The organism is Sphingomonas sp., assembly GCF_024508665.1.
Classification (GTDB): Bacteria; Pseudomonadota; Alphaproteobacteria; order Sphingomonadales; family Sphingomonadaceae; genus Sphingomonas.
Map to the genome: position 1 here is coordinate 419,365 of NZ_JANINP010000002.1, position 13,905 is coordinate 433,269.

Here is a 13,905-nt window from a genome sequence, read left to right on the forward strand (position 1 = left end):
GGTTTGAATGTCGGTCGCCTAGGCAGGACGACATTCATTCCCCGAGCAGGCGAATGACCTTGGCTGGCACGCCGGCGACCAGGCTGTTCGGAGGCACATCCTTGGTCACGACCGCTCCCGCCGCGACGACCGAATTCTCGCCGACCGTGACGCCGCCGATGATCGTCGCGCCGGCGGCGATCCACACATTGCGCTCGATCACGATCGGCGCCGCGGTCACGCCGTCGCGCCGCCGCGAGGGCTCGAGCGGATGGCCGGTGGTGATGATGCTGACGTTCGGGCCGATCAGCACATCGTCGCCGATATCGACGCCGCCGAGGTCGTAGATCGTGCAATTCTGGTTGATGAACACGTTGCGCCCGACCCGAATATCTCTGCCGTTCGCGGTATAGAAAGGCGGGATCAGCACGAAGCTGTCGTCGACCCGGCGGCCGATCAAATCGCTGAACACGGCCCGGATTTCGTCGCCATCGGCATAGGTCAGCTTATTGAGGACAGGCGTGATCGCCATCGCGCGCCGCGTATTCGCCACCATCTCCGCCGATTCGGGCGTGCGGCGGTGGATCATGATCGTGCGATCCTTGTTCGACATTCGGTTACCTCATCGCGCGCCTGCGGGTCTGTCCAATATAGAAGGGGCGCCCGCGATCGGATCGCGGACGCCCCCTTTAGGCTCGATATCTCGAACGCTTACCAGATATGGACGCGCTTTTCGGGCGGCAGGTACAGTGCATCGCCCGGCTTGATGTCGAACGCCTTGTACCAGGGGTCGAAGTTCCGGACGATGCCGTTGACGCGATACTTGGCCGGCGAATGCGGGTCGGTCAGCAGCAGCTGGCGCTGCAGGCCGTCGCGCAACTTCGCCTGCCAGGCCTGGGCATAGGCGAGGAAGAAGCGCTGATCGCCGGTCAGGCCGCCGATCACCGGCGCCTTGCCGTGCTTCTCCTGATAGAGCTGATAGGCGGCATAGGCCGCTTCGACGCCGCTGAGGTCGCCGATATTCTCGCCCAGGGTCAGCTTGCCGTTGATCTTGGTGCCGGGGATCGCTTCGTAGCCGTCATATTGCGCGGCGAGTGCGGCGGTATGTTCGCCGTACGATTTCTTCGCGGCGTCGGTCCACCAATTTTCGTACTTGCCGGTGGGGCCGAACTGGCTGCCCTGATCGTCGAAGCCATGGCCCATTTCATGGCCGATGATCGCGCCGATCGCCCCATAATTGACCGCCGGATCGGCGTTGGGGTCGAAATAGGGCGGCTGCAGGATCGCCGCCGGGAAGGTGATCTGGTTGGCGAGCGGATTGTAATAAGCGTTCACCGTCTGCGGCGTCATGCCCCACAGGGTCCGGTCGACCGGCTTGGGGAAACGCTGCAGGTCGAGCTGGTGATCGAATTCGGCCGAGCGCATGGCGTTGCCGAGCAGGTCGCCGCGTTCGACCTGAAGCGACGAATAATCGATATATTTGACCGGGTGCCCGATCCGGGGTTCGAATGCGGCCAGCTTGGCCAAGGCCGCCTTCTTGGTGGCGTCATCCATCCAGGTCGAGCCGGCGATCTTCTTGCCATAGGCCGCGCGCAGATTCTCGATCAGCTCGGCCATCTTGGCCTGGCTCGACGCCGGGAAATATTGCTCGACATAGAGCTTGCCGACCGCTTCGCCGAGCGCGCCGTTGGTGAGCTGCACGCCGCGCTTCCAGCGGTCGCGCTTGACCTGCACGCCCGACAGGGTCTTCGAATAGAAGTCGAAGCGCGCGTCGTCGAACGCCTTGGGCAGGAAGGTCGCGTGGTCGCTGACGAAGTGGAAAGCGAGATAGTCCTTCCACGTCTGGAGCGGCGTCGCGGTCATGATCTTGCCCATCGCCGTCAGCGCGGTGTTGTTGGCCATCAGCACCTTGGGCGACGAGTCGAGCCCGGCGGTCTTGAGCATCAGCGCCCAGTCGAAATCGGGCGCCTTGGCCTTCAGCCCGGCGACGTCCTCGGGATCGTTGAGCTTGGCGATATCGCGGCTCTGTTCTGGCGACCATTGCTCCTTGGCCATCGCGGTTTCGAGCGCAAAGATCGCATCGGCCTTGGCGCCGGCGTCGGGGATGCCGGCGAGTTCCTGGATCTGCTGGATGTAAGCGCGATAGGCCTTGCGGAACGCGTCATATTTCTCGCCCTGCAGCAGGTAGAAATCGCGCGGCATGCCCAGGCCGCCCTGGCCGACGACCGCCGTATAATGTTCGGGATCCGAGAGGCTCGGCATCGTGCCGAGTTCGACCGGCGAGGCATAGCCGGTGCTGGCGAACAAGGTCTGCAGCCCGGTCAGGTCGTTCACCGCGGCGATCTTGGCGAGATAGGGCTTGAGCGGCGCGGTGCCCTTAGCCTCGATCCCCGCTTCATCCATCCAGCTCGCGTAGAAATCGCCGACCTGCTTGCCGGTGGCGCCATATTTGGTCGGATTGGCGGCCATATCGTCGAGGATCTTGCGGACATTGGCCTCGGCCTCGTCGCTCAGGATATTGCCATAGCCGACCGAGCCCTTGTCGGCGGGAATCTCGGTGCGCTTGGCCCAGGCGCCATTGGCATAGGTCCAGAAGTCGTCACCCGGCTTGACCGCCTTGTCCTGGGTGGTGAGGTCGATGCCGAACGCGCCGTAGCGCGGCGCCGTCGCCGCCATCTTCGCCACCGCCGGAATCGCAAGCGCCAAAGCCGCGGCGCCGAGCGCCAGCCGCCCGATAACCTTCTTATTCATTTCAGAAAAACTCCCGCCCTACGTGTATTATGAAACTATAGCGGCCAGTAAAAGCACACGCAATCGACTTCGCCAATAAACCCTGTCAGTGATACGGATCATGGGGCGGAATATTCTGCACAAGGCGAAGACGCTGGCCGGGGTGGGCTGGCGACGCCAAGCATTGGTCGCGGAAGCCTGCGCCAGCATGTTCGCGGCGCGGATGATCCTGCTGATCCTGCCGTTCCCGAAAGTCGCGCGGCGGCTGGGCGACTTCGTCGCCCCAGCCGACCCGCGCGTCGCCGAGCGGGCGGCGGCGACCACGCCTGATGAGGCGGCGACGGCGCGCACCATCGGCTGGGCGGTCCGCTCGGCCGCACCGTTCATGCCGTTCCGCTCGGTCTGCCTGCAACAGGCGATGGCCGCGCAGGCGATGCTGCGGCGGCGCCGAATCGCCAGCGTGATGCGTTTCGGCGCGAGCCCGAACGACAAGCGCGCGATCGAGGCGCATGCTTGGCTCGACGCAGCGGGCGTCAAGGTGACCGGCTATCCGATCCCCAAGGAAATGGGCGAGATCGCCTGTTTCGTGTGAGGGGGTGAGGTCGGCTTAATTCCCACCGTCATGCCGGACTTGTTCCGGCATCCAACGCGCAACAACGGCTGCATTCCGTTGTAGAACCTTGGACCCCGGAACAAATCCGGGGTGACGAAAGGGTACTAGCCAAGCAGCTCACGATAAAGACCGAGGGTCTCTTCATCGAACGCGACCAGCAGGATGCGCTCGAACCGCTCCATCGCCGCCAGCGTCTCGCGCACCGCGATCTCCGCCGCTTCTTCGCGCGGATAGCCGTAAATCCCGGTACTGATCGCCGGAAAGGCAATCGTGCACGCACCCAAACTCTCGGCGACCCTCAGGCTTTCGCGGTAGCAACTGGCCAGCGTCTCCGGCTCGCCTTTGCCTCCGCCATTCCATACCGGCCCCACGGTATGGATCACATGCCGCGCGGGCAGGCGGTAGCCTTTGGTCGCCTTGGCCTGACCGGGCTTGCAGCCGTTCAGCATGCGGCATTCGGCGACCAGCTCGGGTCCGGCCGCGCGATGGATCGCTCCATCGACCCCGCCGCCGCCGAGCAGCGAGGAATTGGCGGCGTTGACGATGGCGTCGACCTCTAGTCGCGTGATGTCGCCCCGCAACGCCTCGACCGGCATCAGCCGACCCGGTTCTTCACCAGATCGTCGACCACCGCAGGGTCGGCCAAGGTCGACGTATCGCCCAGGTTCGACACGTCGCCCTCGGCGATCTTGCGCAGGATACGGCGCATGATCTTGCCCGAGCGGGTCTTGGGCAGGCCCGGCGCGAACTGCACGGCATCGGGCGAGGCGATCGGCCCGATCTCGGTCCGCACCCATTGCACCAATTCCTTGCGCAGCGCCTCGCCCGGTTCTTCGCCCGCATTCAGTGTGACATAGGCGTAGATGCCCTGACCCTTGATGTCGTGGGGGAAGCCGACCACCGCGGCCTCCGCGACCTTAGCGTGGAGCACCAGAGCGCTCTCGACCTCGGCCGTGCCCATGCGATGCCCGCTGACGTTGATCACGTCGTCGACGCGGCCGGTGATCCAATAATAGCCGTCCCCGTCGCGGCGGCAGCCGTCGCCGGTGAAATATTTGCCCGGATAGGTGGTGAAATAGGTCTGGAAGAAGCGGTCGTGATCGCCCCAGACGCTGCGCATCTGTCCCGGCCAGCTCCTGGCGATGACCAGATTGCCCTCGGTCGCGCCGTTGAGCACCTTGCCGTCGGTGTCCACGATCTGCGGATCGACGCCGGGAAACGGCAAAGTCGCGCTGCCCGGCTTGAGGTCGGTCGCGCCCGGCAGCGGCGTGATCATCTGCCCCCCAGTCTCGGTCTGCCACCAGGTGTCGACGATCGGGCAGCGCCCCTCGCCGACCACTTCGTGATACCAGCGCCACGCCTCCGGATTGATCGGCTCGCCGACCGTGCCGAGCAGCTTGAGGGATTTGCGGCTGGTCCGCGTCACGTAATCGTCGCCTTCGCGCATCAACGCGCGGAGGGCGGTCGGCGCGGTGTAGATGATCTCTACCTGATGGCGGTCGACGACTTGCCAGATGCGGCTGGCGTCGGGCCAATTGGGCACGCCTTCAAACATCAGACTGGTCGCGCCGTTGGCGAGCGGGCCGTAAAGAATATAGCTGTGTCCGGTGACCCACCCGATATCGGCCGCGCACCAATAGACCTGGCCGGGCCGGTAATCGAAGGTCAGTTCATGGCTCAGGCTGACCCAAACCATATAGCCGCCGGTGGTGTGAAGAACCCCCTTGGGCTTGCCGGTCGATCCCGAAGTATAGAGGATGAACAGCGGGTCCTCCGCGCTCATCGGCTCGGGCCGGCATTCGGCCGACGCCGCGTCGACCAGCTCGTGATACCAGAGATCGCCGTCGCCCATCGCGACGCCGCCGCCGGTCGCCTTGACGACGATGACTTTTTCCAGCCCGGGCGCATGATGCCGCGCGGCATCGACATTGGCCTTGAGCGGGACCTTCTTGCCGCCGCGCCGGCCTTCGTCGGCAGTGATCACCAAGGTCGACCCGCAATCCTCGATACGCCCGGCAAGCGCTTCGGGCGAGAAGCCGCCGAACACCACCGAATGGATCGCGCCGATTCGCGCGCAGGCCAGGATCGCGACCGCCGCCTCGGGAATCATCGGCATGTAGATGGTGACGCGATCACCCTTCCCGACGCCCTGATCCTTCAGCGCATTGGCGAAGCGGCAAACGTCGCGGTGGAGTTCGCGATAGGTGATGCGGCGCGGCTGATCGGCGGGATCGTCCGGCTCCCAGATCAGCGCCACCGTGTCGCCGCGCGCGGCGAGATGGCGGTCGAGGCAATTGGCCGAGGCGTTGAGCACGCCGTCGGCGAACCAGCTGATGTGGAAATCGTCCTGGCCGAACGACCAGTCGCCAGCCATTTCCGGCCGCCTGATCCAGTCGAGCCGGCGCGCTTGTTCGAGCCAGAAGCTGCCGGGATCGGCCAGGCTGCGGCCATAGAGCTTCTCGTAACCCGCGCGATTGACCTTCGCGCGCTTGGCCCAATCTTCAGGAACCGGATAGACGCTTTGCTCCGACATCAAGCTCTCCCTAGTCCGGCCCTATTGGCGGCTGCGATGCCTGCTTGGCAAGCGCCGCGGCGCCATGCGACGATAGGATTTCTTGGGGGAATCAAATGAGCGACGGACCGAACGACCAACCGATGCATCACGGCGCGCCTGCGCATGCGCTCGAACGGCTGGTGTTCTTTTCCGATGCGGTCTTCGCGATCTCGATCACCCTGCTGGTGATCGAGCTGAAGGTGCCGGCACTGCCCCGCAGCGCGTCCGACGGCGCATTCCTCCAGGCGCTGGCCGACCTGACGCCGCATTTCGTCGGCTTCCTGGTCTCGTTCTTCGTGATCGGCGCCTTCTGGAGCGGACATCACCGCGCGTTCGATTGCGCGCGGCATTGGTCGCCCAGGCTGCTGCTGCCCAACCTGTTCCTGCTCTGCTCGGTCGCGGGGATGCCGTTCTTCACCGCGCTGGTCAGCGAATATTACGGCAAGCTGGTGCCCGCCGCCGCCTATTGCTTCTGGCTGCTGATCGTCGCCGTCTGCAACCTGTGGAACAACAGCATGGCGGTGGCGCCGCCGGTCGCCGCCGATGATCTCGACCCCGAGCAAGCGGCGATGATCCGTCGGCGCGGCTGGGCGGTATTGCTTGGTACGGTCACCGCGTTGCTGTTCTGCTTCGTCAATCCCTGGCTCGGGCAGCCGATGTTGATCTCGATGGCCTTGTGGCGACGGCTGCTCGAATATCTCCACCGCCGGGGGACATTGAAGACGGTGTGACCAATGGCTCCCCTTCCTTGCGGGAAGGGCATTAGGGGTGTCAGCCGAATTTCTGCCGGAGTTCGAGCATCGTCAGCGCCGCCCTAGCCGCGCCGCCGCCCTTATCGGCCTGATCGGGATCGGCGCGATAGATCGCCTGGGCCTCGTTCTCGGTGGTCAGGATGCCGTTGCCGATCGCGATGCCGTCCATCGTCAGCGCCATGATGCCGCGCGCGCTTTCGTTCGACACGATCTCGAAATGATAGGTCTCACCGCGAATCACCACGCCGATCGCGACATAGGCGTCGTAACGGCCGGTTTCCGCCGCCAGCGCGATCGCGCCGGGCACTTCGAGCGCGCCGGGCACCGTCACCGTCTCATGGACGTGCCCCGCTTCCTCGATCGCGCGGCGCGCGCCGGCGAGCAGCATGTCGTTGAGATGGTCGTAGAACCGCGCCTCGACGATCAATATCCGCGCCATCAATTCACTCCCCCCAGGTCGATCGCGCGTTCCCCTACGATGGACAGGCCATAGCCGTCCAATGCCACGAGGGTATGATGGGTGTTGGTCAGCAGGATCATGTCCTCGACTCCCAATTCGGACAGGATCTGCGCACCGACGCCATAGTCGCGCAATTCGTCGGGCATCGGCGCGCCGGCCTTGTGCTCCAGCGCCTGGCTGAACCCGGTCGCGGTCGATGGCGACAGCAATACGACCACGCCCGATCCCGCTTCGCCGATGATCTCCATCGAGCGTTCGAGCAAGCCGCGGCGCTTGCCTTGTTCGCCGAATATATCGGCGAAAACGTTCAACGCATGCATACGCACCAAAGTCGGCTTGTCGGGGTCGATACGCCCCTTGATCAGCGCGATCTGCTCGGTGCCGGTCGCCTTGTTGAAATAGGTCCGCGCGGTCCACTCTCCGCCCCAACGGCTGGTGAAGCGCGCCTCGGCGCGGCGCTCGACGAGATGGTCGTGCTGGCGGCGGTAGGCGATCAGGTCGCGGATCGTGCCGATCTTGAGCTTGTGCTCCTGCGCGAACTCGATGAGGTCGTCCATCCGCGCCATCGTGCCGTCGTCCTTCATGACTTCGCAGATGACGCCCGACGGGTTGAGCCCGGCGAGCCGCGCGACGTCGACCGCCGCCTCGGTATGCCCGGCCCGCACCAGCACGCCGCCGTCGCGCGCGATCAGCGGGAAGACATGGCCCGGCGAGACGATGTCGGTCGGCCCCTTCGACGAGTCGATCGCCACCGCGACGGTGCGCGCGCGGTCGTGCGCCGAGATGCCTGTGGTGATCCCTTCGCGGGCCTCGATCGACGCGGTGAAAGCAGTGCCGTGGCGGGTGCCGTTGTTGCGCACCATCGGCTCGAGCTGGAGCTGGTTGACCCGCTCCTCGGTCAGGGTCAGGCAGATCAGCCCGCGGCCGAAGCGCGCCATGAAGTTGATCGCATCCGGCGTCGCCATCTGCGCCGGAATGATCAGATCGCCTTCATTCTCGCGATCCTCGTCATCGACCAGGATCGTCATGCGGCCGTTGCGCGCTTCCTCGATGATCTCCTCGATCGGCACCAGGGCCGGACGCTTCTCGCGCCGCTCGAGATAGAGTTCGAGCTTGCGCAGCGTGTCGGCGGTCGGATTCCATTCGGGCTCGTCGAGCGTGCGCAGCGAATTGGCGTGTAGCCCGGCGGCACGGGCAAGCCCCGAGCGGGAGATACCGCCCGAGGAGACGAGATCGCGGACGCGATCGATCAGCATGGTGCTCATGATCGACTCGATATCACATTGCAATGTGATGAGTCCAACCGAGAATCACATCGAAACGCTAGTTTTCGATAAACGACCGCATCCGGCTCAGATAGCGCGCGAGCACGTCGATCTCGATATTGACCGCCTGTCCGACCTCGATCGCGCCCAACGTGGTCACCGCCTGGGTATGCGGGATCAGATTGACCGTGAATTCCGTACCCTCCGACCCATCGCTGACCGCATTGACCGTCAGTGAGACGCCATCGACCGTCACCGAGCCCTTGGCCGCGATATAGGGCGCGAGGTCGCGCGCGACGCGAAAGGCGATCGTCTTCGAATCGCCCGACGGCTCGACCCGCACGACTTCGGCGACGCCGTCGACATGGCCGGTGACGATATGCCCGCCCAGCTCGTCGCCCAGTTTCATCGCGCGTTCGAGGTTGAGCTTGCGCCCTTCGCTCCATTGCCCCTGCGCGGTACGCGAGACGGTTTCGCCCGATATGTCGACGGTGAACCAGCCCGGCCCCTTGTCGATCACGGTCAGGCACACGCCCGAACACGAGATCGACGCGCCGAGATCGACCCCGCTCGTGTCATAGGTGGTTTCGACCATTGCGCGCAGGTCGCCGCGATGCTCGATCGATCGGATCGTGCCGATATCGGTGATGATGCCGGTGAACATCGCTACTTTCCCAAGCTGCGCCGACGATCGTCAGCGGGTGCGTTCGTAGATTTCCAGCCGGTCGATGCCCAACATCCGCGCGTCGCGCAACCGCCAGCGGCAATGCGCATCCGCCAGATGGGCAAGCCCGATGTCGCCCAGCGCCGGCCGCCCGCCGCCGATCAGGATCGGCGCGCGATAGAGCAACAGCCGATCGACCAGGTCGGCGGCAAGAAAAGCCGAGGCCGCGCCGGCGCCGCCTTCGACCAGGACATGGTCGATCCGGTCCAGCCCGGCGATCGCCGCGGGCGAGTCGACCCATTCCCAATGCTCATGGTCGCCGCGATGGCGAGTCATCAACAAGCGCCGCGGGCTATGCTGTTCGAGACCGCCGAGCCGGACGTCGAGCCGCGGCGTATCGGCTTCGGCGGTGCCGCGTCCGACCAGGATCGCTTCGTGCCGCGCCCGCTCGAGATGCGCATGCGCCCGCGCCGCGTCGCCGGTGATCCATTTCGATTCGCCGTCGGCGCGCGCGATGCAGCCGTCGAGCGAGGTGGCGAGCTTGAGGGTGACGTGCGGCCGTCCGGATTCGCGGCGCGTCAGGAACCCAGCCATCGAGCGACGCGCCTCCTCGGCCATCACGCCTTCGGTCACCGTAATCCCGGCTGAGCGCAATCGCGCGATTCCCTGGCCATCGGTGCGCGGATCGGGGTCGCCGAGCGCGATCACCACATGCCCGACCTCCGCGGCGACCAAGAGATCGCTGCACGCCGGCCCGCGCGGCGAATCGTGCGCGCAGGGTTCGAGCGTAACGTAGGCGGTTGCGCCGCGCGCCATCTCGCCGGCCAGCTCCAGCGCCATCGCCTCCGCATGCGGCCGCCCGCCGGGCTGGGTCCAGCCGCGCCCGACGACGCGCCCGTCACGCACGATCACGCAGCCGACATTGGGATTGGGCGCTGTGCGCCCGCGGCCGCGCTCCGAAAGCGCCAGCGCCGCCGCCATGAAACGCGGGTCGGGACTCAGAGCCAAGGCGACAGCTTGTCGTTCAGGCGCTTGAACGCGGCTTTGCGCTCGTCATCCTCTTTCTTCTGCTTGGCGTCCTCGATCCGCTTCTTTTCGCCGTCGATCTTCTGCTGCGCGATGATCTCGGCATCGGTGCGGTCGGCGCGCCACGATTGGACGTAGATGATGGTCGGCCGCTGCCACTCGCGCTGAACCGTCGAACCTGCGGCGAAGCCTCCGACGATGACGATGCACGCCATCAGCGAGCCGAACAGGAACAGGATCTCGTATTTCTTGCGCGTGCCGAGATAGCGGCGCAGGTCGAGCAACGCGCGAAACGGATTAAAACGGCCGAGGAAATTTCCCATCGAGCCAAGATAGGCGCGGGATGGCGAACAGGCCAGCCCCGCGCCCGTAACGGTCATTGCTCGTTGAGCACGAAGCGCAGGCTCATCGTCTTCCATTGCTCGATCGGCACGCCATCCTGGGTCGCCGGCTTGAACCGCCATTTGCCCAGCGCCTGGCGCTGCGCCGCGGCGAAGAACGCGTCCGAAGCCGCCGACACCTTCTCGACCTGCTTCACCCGGCCGTCGGTGCCGACCAGCACGCGGAGCACGACGCGGCCGCTATTGCCCGCGCGCTGTTCCTCGGGCGGATACGGCGGCTGGAGCAGGTTCTGGTAGCGGGGATCGATGAACGCATCGACCATGACCGGCTTGGCGATCACGACCGGCGTGAGCACGGGGCCGGGATCGGGCGCCTTGCCAACGGTTGGTTCGGTCAGCGGCGGCGGCGGTGTCTCGGTCGTTGCAAACGTGTCCGTCGGTATCACTGGGACGGGCGGATGGGGTGGAGTATAGACCAGCTCAACCGGCGCGTCGGTCTTAGGCTGCGGCTTGGGATCAGGCGGAGGTGGCGGCTGATCGGGTGGAACAGGATAGGCTTCCAAGATTGTCGTCTTGGGAATGACGTTGGTGATTTGCAGCCCCATCACCAACGCCGCGATGGGGCCCACGGTCAGTCCCAATGCCAGCGCCATGCTGCCCGGCTTGAACGCCGGGCCTGCGCCATAACGGTCGCCATAAGTCGCCATATCGTCTCTCCTTTCACGGTCTCGGATGCCGCGACTCGGATACGATACAACATCACATACCGTGATACAAGATATCATCGATCAGCCGGACGATAGGCGCTCCAGCGCGCGGTCGCGGCCGATCAGCGGCAGCAAGGCAGCCATGTCGGGGCCGTGATCCATGCCAGTCAGCGCGCGGCGCAGCGGCAGGAACAACGGTTTGCCCTTGCGGCCGGTTGCGTCCTTGAGCGCATTGGTCAGCGCGTGCCAGGGATCGCCGGTCCAGTCGATCTCGCCGGCAATGCGATGGGCGCTGGCCAGGAAATCGCGATCCTCGGGATCGGCGGTGGCAGAGATCGGCCCCTCTACCACGTGCCACCAATCGGCGGCGCCGGCGATGGTCGTCAAATTGGGCCGGATCGCGTCCCAGGCAGCGCGGTCCATCCCGGCGGGCAGGCGATCAGCGACGGCGGCGAAGTCGAGTTGATGGACGATCCGCGCGTTGAGCTGAGCAAGTTCGCCTTCGTCGAATCGCGCGGGCGCTCGGCCGAAGCGCGAAAAATCGAACGCGGCGACCAACGGCGCGGAATCGACGAACGGCTCGACCGGATCGCTGGTGCCGATCCGTGCGAGCAAGGCGACGATCGCCTGCGGCTCGATGCCCTCCTCGCGGAAATGCTCGACGCCGAGCGAACCGAGCCGCTTCGACAATTTGCCTTCGGTCCCCGTCAGCAGCGCGGCGTGCGCGAAGGTGGGCAACGGCGCGCTCATCGCGGCGAACATCTGCAGCTGCAGCGCGGTGTTGGAGACATGGTCCTCGCCGCGGACGACATGGCTGATGCCCATGTCGACATCGTCGATGACGGACGGCAGCATATAGAGCCACGACCCGTCGGCACGGCGGATGACGGGATCACTCATCGTCGCGGCGTCGAAATGCTGGGGACCGCGAATCAGATCGTGCCATTCGATCGCGCCCGGATCGAGCTTGAAGCGCCAATGCGGGCGCACGCCCTCTGCCTCCAGCTTGGCGCGCTCGGCATCGCTCAGCGAGAGCGCGGCGCGGTCATAGACCGGCGGCAGACCGCGCCCGAGCAGGATCTTGCGCTTGAGCTCGAGTTCCTGCTGCGTTTCGTAGGCCGGATAGATCTTCCCCGCCGCACGCAGATCGTCGAAACGGCGTTCGTAGAGCGCGAACCGCTCCGACTGACGCTCCTCGCCGTCAGGCGTCAGGCCGAGCCAGGCGAGGTCGGCGCGGATCGACTCGACATAACGCTCCTCGCTGCGCTCAACATCGGTATCGTCGATGCGGAGCACGAACCGGCCGCCGGTCGACCGCGCGAACAGCCAGTTGAGGATCGCGGTGCGGATATTGCCGATATGGAGATTGCCGGTCGGGCTCGGGGCGAAACGGGTGACGGTCATGCCCGCGACTTAGGGCGAGTAAGAGTAAGCGGCAATGCGCCTGCGGGGCCGCGGATGTTTCCGCGGCATCGCCCGCTTCCGGCGCGGCGCTATCCCCTCGCTTGGTCGTCAATCATAGCGGGCGCTGACATCCTGCTTGATGCCGTGAAGCCGAACCACCCGGCGCCCGACGCAGACCGGTGCCGCGATGAGGCGCATCCATTTCGACGGCCCGGTCACCGGCCTGATTTCGGCATCGAGCGTGAAGCCGCGCCGGTGTTTGATGGCATAAGCTCGCAGCCTTTCCATCGCGCTGCGCGATGGTTCTGCGTAGAGAGCGACGATCTCGTTTCGCGCCAGGACCGCGCCGCGCGGCAGGCCGAAAAGGTCGAACACCCCGTCGGTCCAACTCAGCGCATCGTCCTCTAGATCGCAGTCCCACAAGCCGATGCCATGCGCCGCCAACAGCCCCGGATGACACTCGCTTACCGAGAGCGCCTCACTCGGCGCGTCCAACAGACGGCCGAGATCCAGATGCCTGTGTTGCTCGAACAGGGGCCAGCTATGGGTCAGGGGCGAAACATAGCTCACTCTCGTCGCGCTCCGTTGCGGCAGGCCAGGATCGGCCCTGTCGATAGTCCTCCATGGTCCTGAAAAATGTGTTCAATCTGTTTCGGCAACTTACTCAAAACGGCAATTCGCTTGCCGGCCTCGCCCACCGGCGAGCGGATGCCGGCGAGGAGGGCGGATTGTACGGCAAGCGCATCTCGGAGGGCGGTCCACCCGTAACCGAACCACGCGCTAGGCTTTGCGGCGGAAAAGCAGCCACAGCGCCGAAAGGGAGAAATAGAAGGCACCGAACGCCGCATATCCGGCGACGTCGCGAATACTGGGCACGCCGTTTCCGAACGATCGGCTGATAAAGAACGCGCCGGCCAGGGTTGACTGCGCTCCGCTCAGTATCATCGTCCATTGGGCGCCAAACGCCTTCCACCGCCGCACGCCGGTGGCGAGTTGCATGAGGCCGGCGAGAATGGCCCAGGCACCGAAAACGCCCAGCACGGCATTCATATTCGCGCTCGCCGCCGCGACGGCCACGGCGGCCAGCCCGCTGACTGCGACGTTGAGCGTCTGGGGAAGATTCCGCGCCGCTCCGCCGTTGCGGGAAATGTCGAAGAGATTGGCGACGGCATCCCAGGCCGGATAGGCGATGAGCAGGGCGGTGGCCGCCAGCGATGTCTTTCCGACGGTGAAGGCCGCCACTACCCAGGCGGCCGCGACTGCGGCTCGAATGAAATAATAGTTCCGCAGCACGTCACTGCCGGACAGCGAGCGGCCCGCCCTGCGCATTACCCCCTCTTGCTCGACGCTCTCGTACATCATCATGATTCTCCATCTACCAATTAGTAGGTAGGCATGGCCAGTACGCTG

Annotated in this window: 15 protein-coding genes; 2 read left to right on the forward strand and 13 right to left on the reverse strand. The window is 65.2% G+C overall.

The genetic code is table 11. From position 1 onward, the window contains the following. Positions 1 to 34: 34 nt before the first annotated feature. Positions 35 to 592, reverse strand: a complete 558-nt coding sequence (locus Q0L25_RS04695; RefSeq protein ID WP_296611999.1) for a sugar O-acetyltransferase — start codon at positions 590 to 592, stop codon at positions 35 to 37. Positions 593 to 690: 98 nt separating this feature from the next. After that, complete coding sequence (locus Q0L25_RS04700; protein ID WP_296612000.1) at positions 691 to 2,730, reverse strand: M13 family metallopeptidase; 2,040 nt, start codon at positions 2,728 to 2,730, stop codon at positions 691 to 693. Between the two features lie 100 nt (positions 2,731 to 2,830). On the opposite strand from Q0L25_RS04700, the gene Q0L25_RS04705 reads away from it, so the two are divergent. After that, positions 2,831 to 3,301, forward strand: a complete 471-nt coding sequence (locus Q0L25_RS04705; protein ID WP_296612003.1) for a lasso peptide biosynthesis B2 protein — start codon at positions 2,831 to 2,833, stop codon at positions 3,299 to 3,301. 125 nt (positions 3,302 to 3,426) lie between these two features. Here Q0L25_RS04705 and Q0L25_RS04710 read toward each other — a convergent pair whose 3' ends face one another. Beyond that, positions 3,427 to 3,918, reverse strand: coding sequence for an O-acetyl-ADP-ribose deacetylase (locus tag Q0L25_RS04710; protein ID WP_296612005.1), 492 nt, complete (start codon positions 3,916 to 3,918; stop codon positions 3,427 to 3,429). Next, positions 3,918 to 5,855, reverse strand: coding sequence for an acetate--CoA ligase (gene acs, locus Q0L25_RS04715; RefSeq protein WP_296612007.1), 1,938 nt, complete (start codon positions 5,853 to 5,855; stop codon positions 3,918 to 3,920). Before acs ends, Q0L25_RS04710 begins: the two co-directional genes overlap by 1 nt. Before the next feature lie 95 nt (positions 5,856 to 5,950). Between acs and Q0L25_RS04720 the strand changes: the two genes are divergently transcribed. Continuing rightward, entirely contained in the window at positions 5,951 to 6,607 is a 657-nt protein-coding gene (locus Q0L25_RS04720) for a TMEM175 family protein (RefSeq protein WP_296612008.1), read from the forward strand. 40 nt (positions 6,608 to 6,647) lie between these two features. Here Q0L25_RS04720 and ribH read toward each other — a convergent pair whose 3' ends face one another. The 9 genes from ribH to Q0L25_RS04765 form a co-directional block, all read right to left on the reverse strand. Then, positions 6,648 to 7,067 carry a 6,7-dimethyl-8-ribityllumazine synthase gene (gene ribH / locus Q0L25_RS04725; RefSeq protein WP_296612010.1) on the reverse strand — a complete coding sequence of 140 codons (420 nt, stop codon included), beginning with the start codon at positions 7,065 to 7,067 and terminating at the stop codon, positions 6,648 to 6,650. Then, positions 7,067 to 8,353 carry a 3,4-dihydroxy-2-butanone-4-phosphate synthase gene (gene ribB, locus Q0L25_RS04730; protein ID WP_296612012.1) on the reverse strand — a complete coding sequence of 429 codons (1,287 nt, stop codon included), beginning with the start codon at positions 8,351 to 8,353 and terminating at the stop codon, positions 7,067 to 7,069. Before ribB ends, ribH begins: the two co-directional genes overlap by 1 nt. Positions 8,354 to 8,411: 58 nt before the next feature. Further along, positions 8,412 to 9,017 carry a riboflavin synthase gene (locus Q0L25_RS04735; RefSeq protein WP_296612014.1) on the reverse strand — a complete coding sequence of 202 codons (606 nt, stop codon included), beginning with the start codon at positions 9,015 to 9,017 and terminating at the stop codon, positions 8,412 to 8,414. Between the two features lie 30 nt (positions 9,018 to 9,047). Next, positions 9,048 to 9,998, reverse strand: coding sequence for a bifunctional diaminohydroxyphosphoribosylaminopyrimidine deaminase/5-amino-6-(5-phosphoribosylamino)uracil reductase RibD (gene ribD / locus Q0L25_RS04740; RefSeq protein ID WP_296612230.1), 951 nt, complete (start codon positions 9,996 to 9,998; stop codon positions 9,048 to 9,050). A 17-nt stretch (positions 9,999 to 10,015) separates the two neighbouring features. Then, complete coding sequence (locus Q0L25_RS04745) at positions 10,016 to 10,423, reverse strand: hypothetical protein (RefSeq protein WP_296612016.1); 408 nt, start codon at positions 10,421 to 10,423, stop codon at positions 10,016 to 10,018. Beyond that, a complete protein-coding gene (locus Q0L25_RS04750) occupies positions 10,420 to 11,091 on the reverse strand; it encodes an energy transducer TonB (RefSeq protein WP_296612018.1) in 672 nt (223 codons plus the stop codon). Before Q0L25_RS04750 ends, Q0L25_RS04745 begins: the two co-directional genes overlap by 4 nt. An 81-nt stretch (positions 11,092 to 11,172) precedes the next feature. Further along, positions 11,173 to 12,495: a glutamate--tRNA ligase gene (gltX, locus tag Q0L25_RS04755; RefSeq protein ID WP_296612020.1), complete on the reverse strand. Its 1,323-nt coding sequence runs from the start codon at positions 12,493 to 12,495 to the stop codon at positions 11,173 to 11,175. A 108-nt stretch (positions 12,496 to 12,603) separates the two neighbouring features. Beyond that, complete coding sequence (locus tag Q0L25_RS04760) at positions 12,604 to 13,065, reverse strand: hypothetical protein (protein ID WP_296612022.1); 462 nt, start codon at positions 13,063 to 13,065, stop codon at positions 12,604 to 12,606. A gap of 210 nt (positions 13,066 to 13,275) precedes the next feature. Then, positions 13,276 to 13,860 carry a DUF308 domain-containing protein gene (locus Q0L25_RS04765; RefSeq protein WP_296612023.1) on the reverse strand — a complete coding sequence of 195 codons (585 nt, stop codon included), beginning with the start codon at positions 13,858 to 13,860 and terminating at the stop codon, positions 13,276 to 13,278. Positions 13,861 to 13,905 lie beyond the last annotated feature (45 nt).

Coding starts and splice junctions, on each gene's coding strand:
- Q0L25_RS04695 (WP_296611999.1), bottom strand. CDS start 592: ATGTCGAACAAGGATCGCACGATCATGATCCACCGCCGCACGCCCGAA.
- Q0L25_RS04700 (WP_296612000.1), bottom strand. CDS start 2,730: ATGAATAAGAAGGTTATCGGGCGGCTGGCGCTCGGCGCCGCGGCTTTG.
- Q0L25_RS04705 (WP_296612003.1), top strand. CDS start 2,831: ATGGGGCGGAATATTCTGCACAAGGCGAAGACGCTGGCCGGGGTGGGC.
- Q0L25_RS04710 (WP_296612005.1), bottom strand. CDS start 3,918: ATGCCGGTCGAGGCGTTGCGGGGCGACATCACGCGACTAGAGGTCGAC.
- acs (WP_296612007.1), bottom strand. CDS start 5,855: ATGTCGGAGCAAAGCGTCTATCCGGTTCCTGAAGATTGGGCCAAGCGC.
- Q0L25_RS04720 (WP_296612008.1), top strand. CDS start 5,951: ATGAGCGACGGACCGAACGACCAACCGATGCATCACGGCGCGCCTGCG.
- ribH (WP_296612010.1), bottom strand. CDS start 7,067: ATGGCGCGGATATTGATCGTCGAGGCGCGGTTCTACGACCATCTCAAC.
- ribB (WP_296612012.1), bottom strand. CDS start 8,353: ATGAGCACCATGCTGATCGATCGCGTCCGCGATCTCGTCTCCTCGGGC.
- Q0L25_RS04735 (WP_296612014.1), bottom strand. CDS start 9,017: ATGTTCACCGGCATCATCACCGATATCGGCACGATCCGATCGATCGAG.
- ribD (WP_296612230.1), bottom strand. CDS start 9,998: ATGGCGGCGGCGCTGGCGCTTTCGGAGCGCGGCCGCGGGCGCACAGCG.
- Q0L25_RS04745 (WP_296612016.1), bottom strand. CDS start 10,423: ATGACCGTTACGGGCGCGGGGCTGGCCTGTTCGCCATCCCGCGCCTAT.
- Q0L25_RS04750 (WP_296612018.1), bottom strand. CDS start 11,091: ATGGCGACTTATGGCGACCGTTATGGCGCAGGCCCGGCGTTCAAGCCG.
- gltX (WP_296612020.1), bottom strand. CDS start 12,495: ATGACCGTCACCCGTTTCGCCCCGAGCCCGACCGGCAATCTCCATATC.
- Q0L25_RS04765 (WP_296612023.1), bottom strand. CDS start 13,860: ATGATGATGTACGAGAGCGTCGAGCAAGAGGGGGTAATGCGCAGGGCG.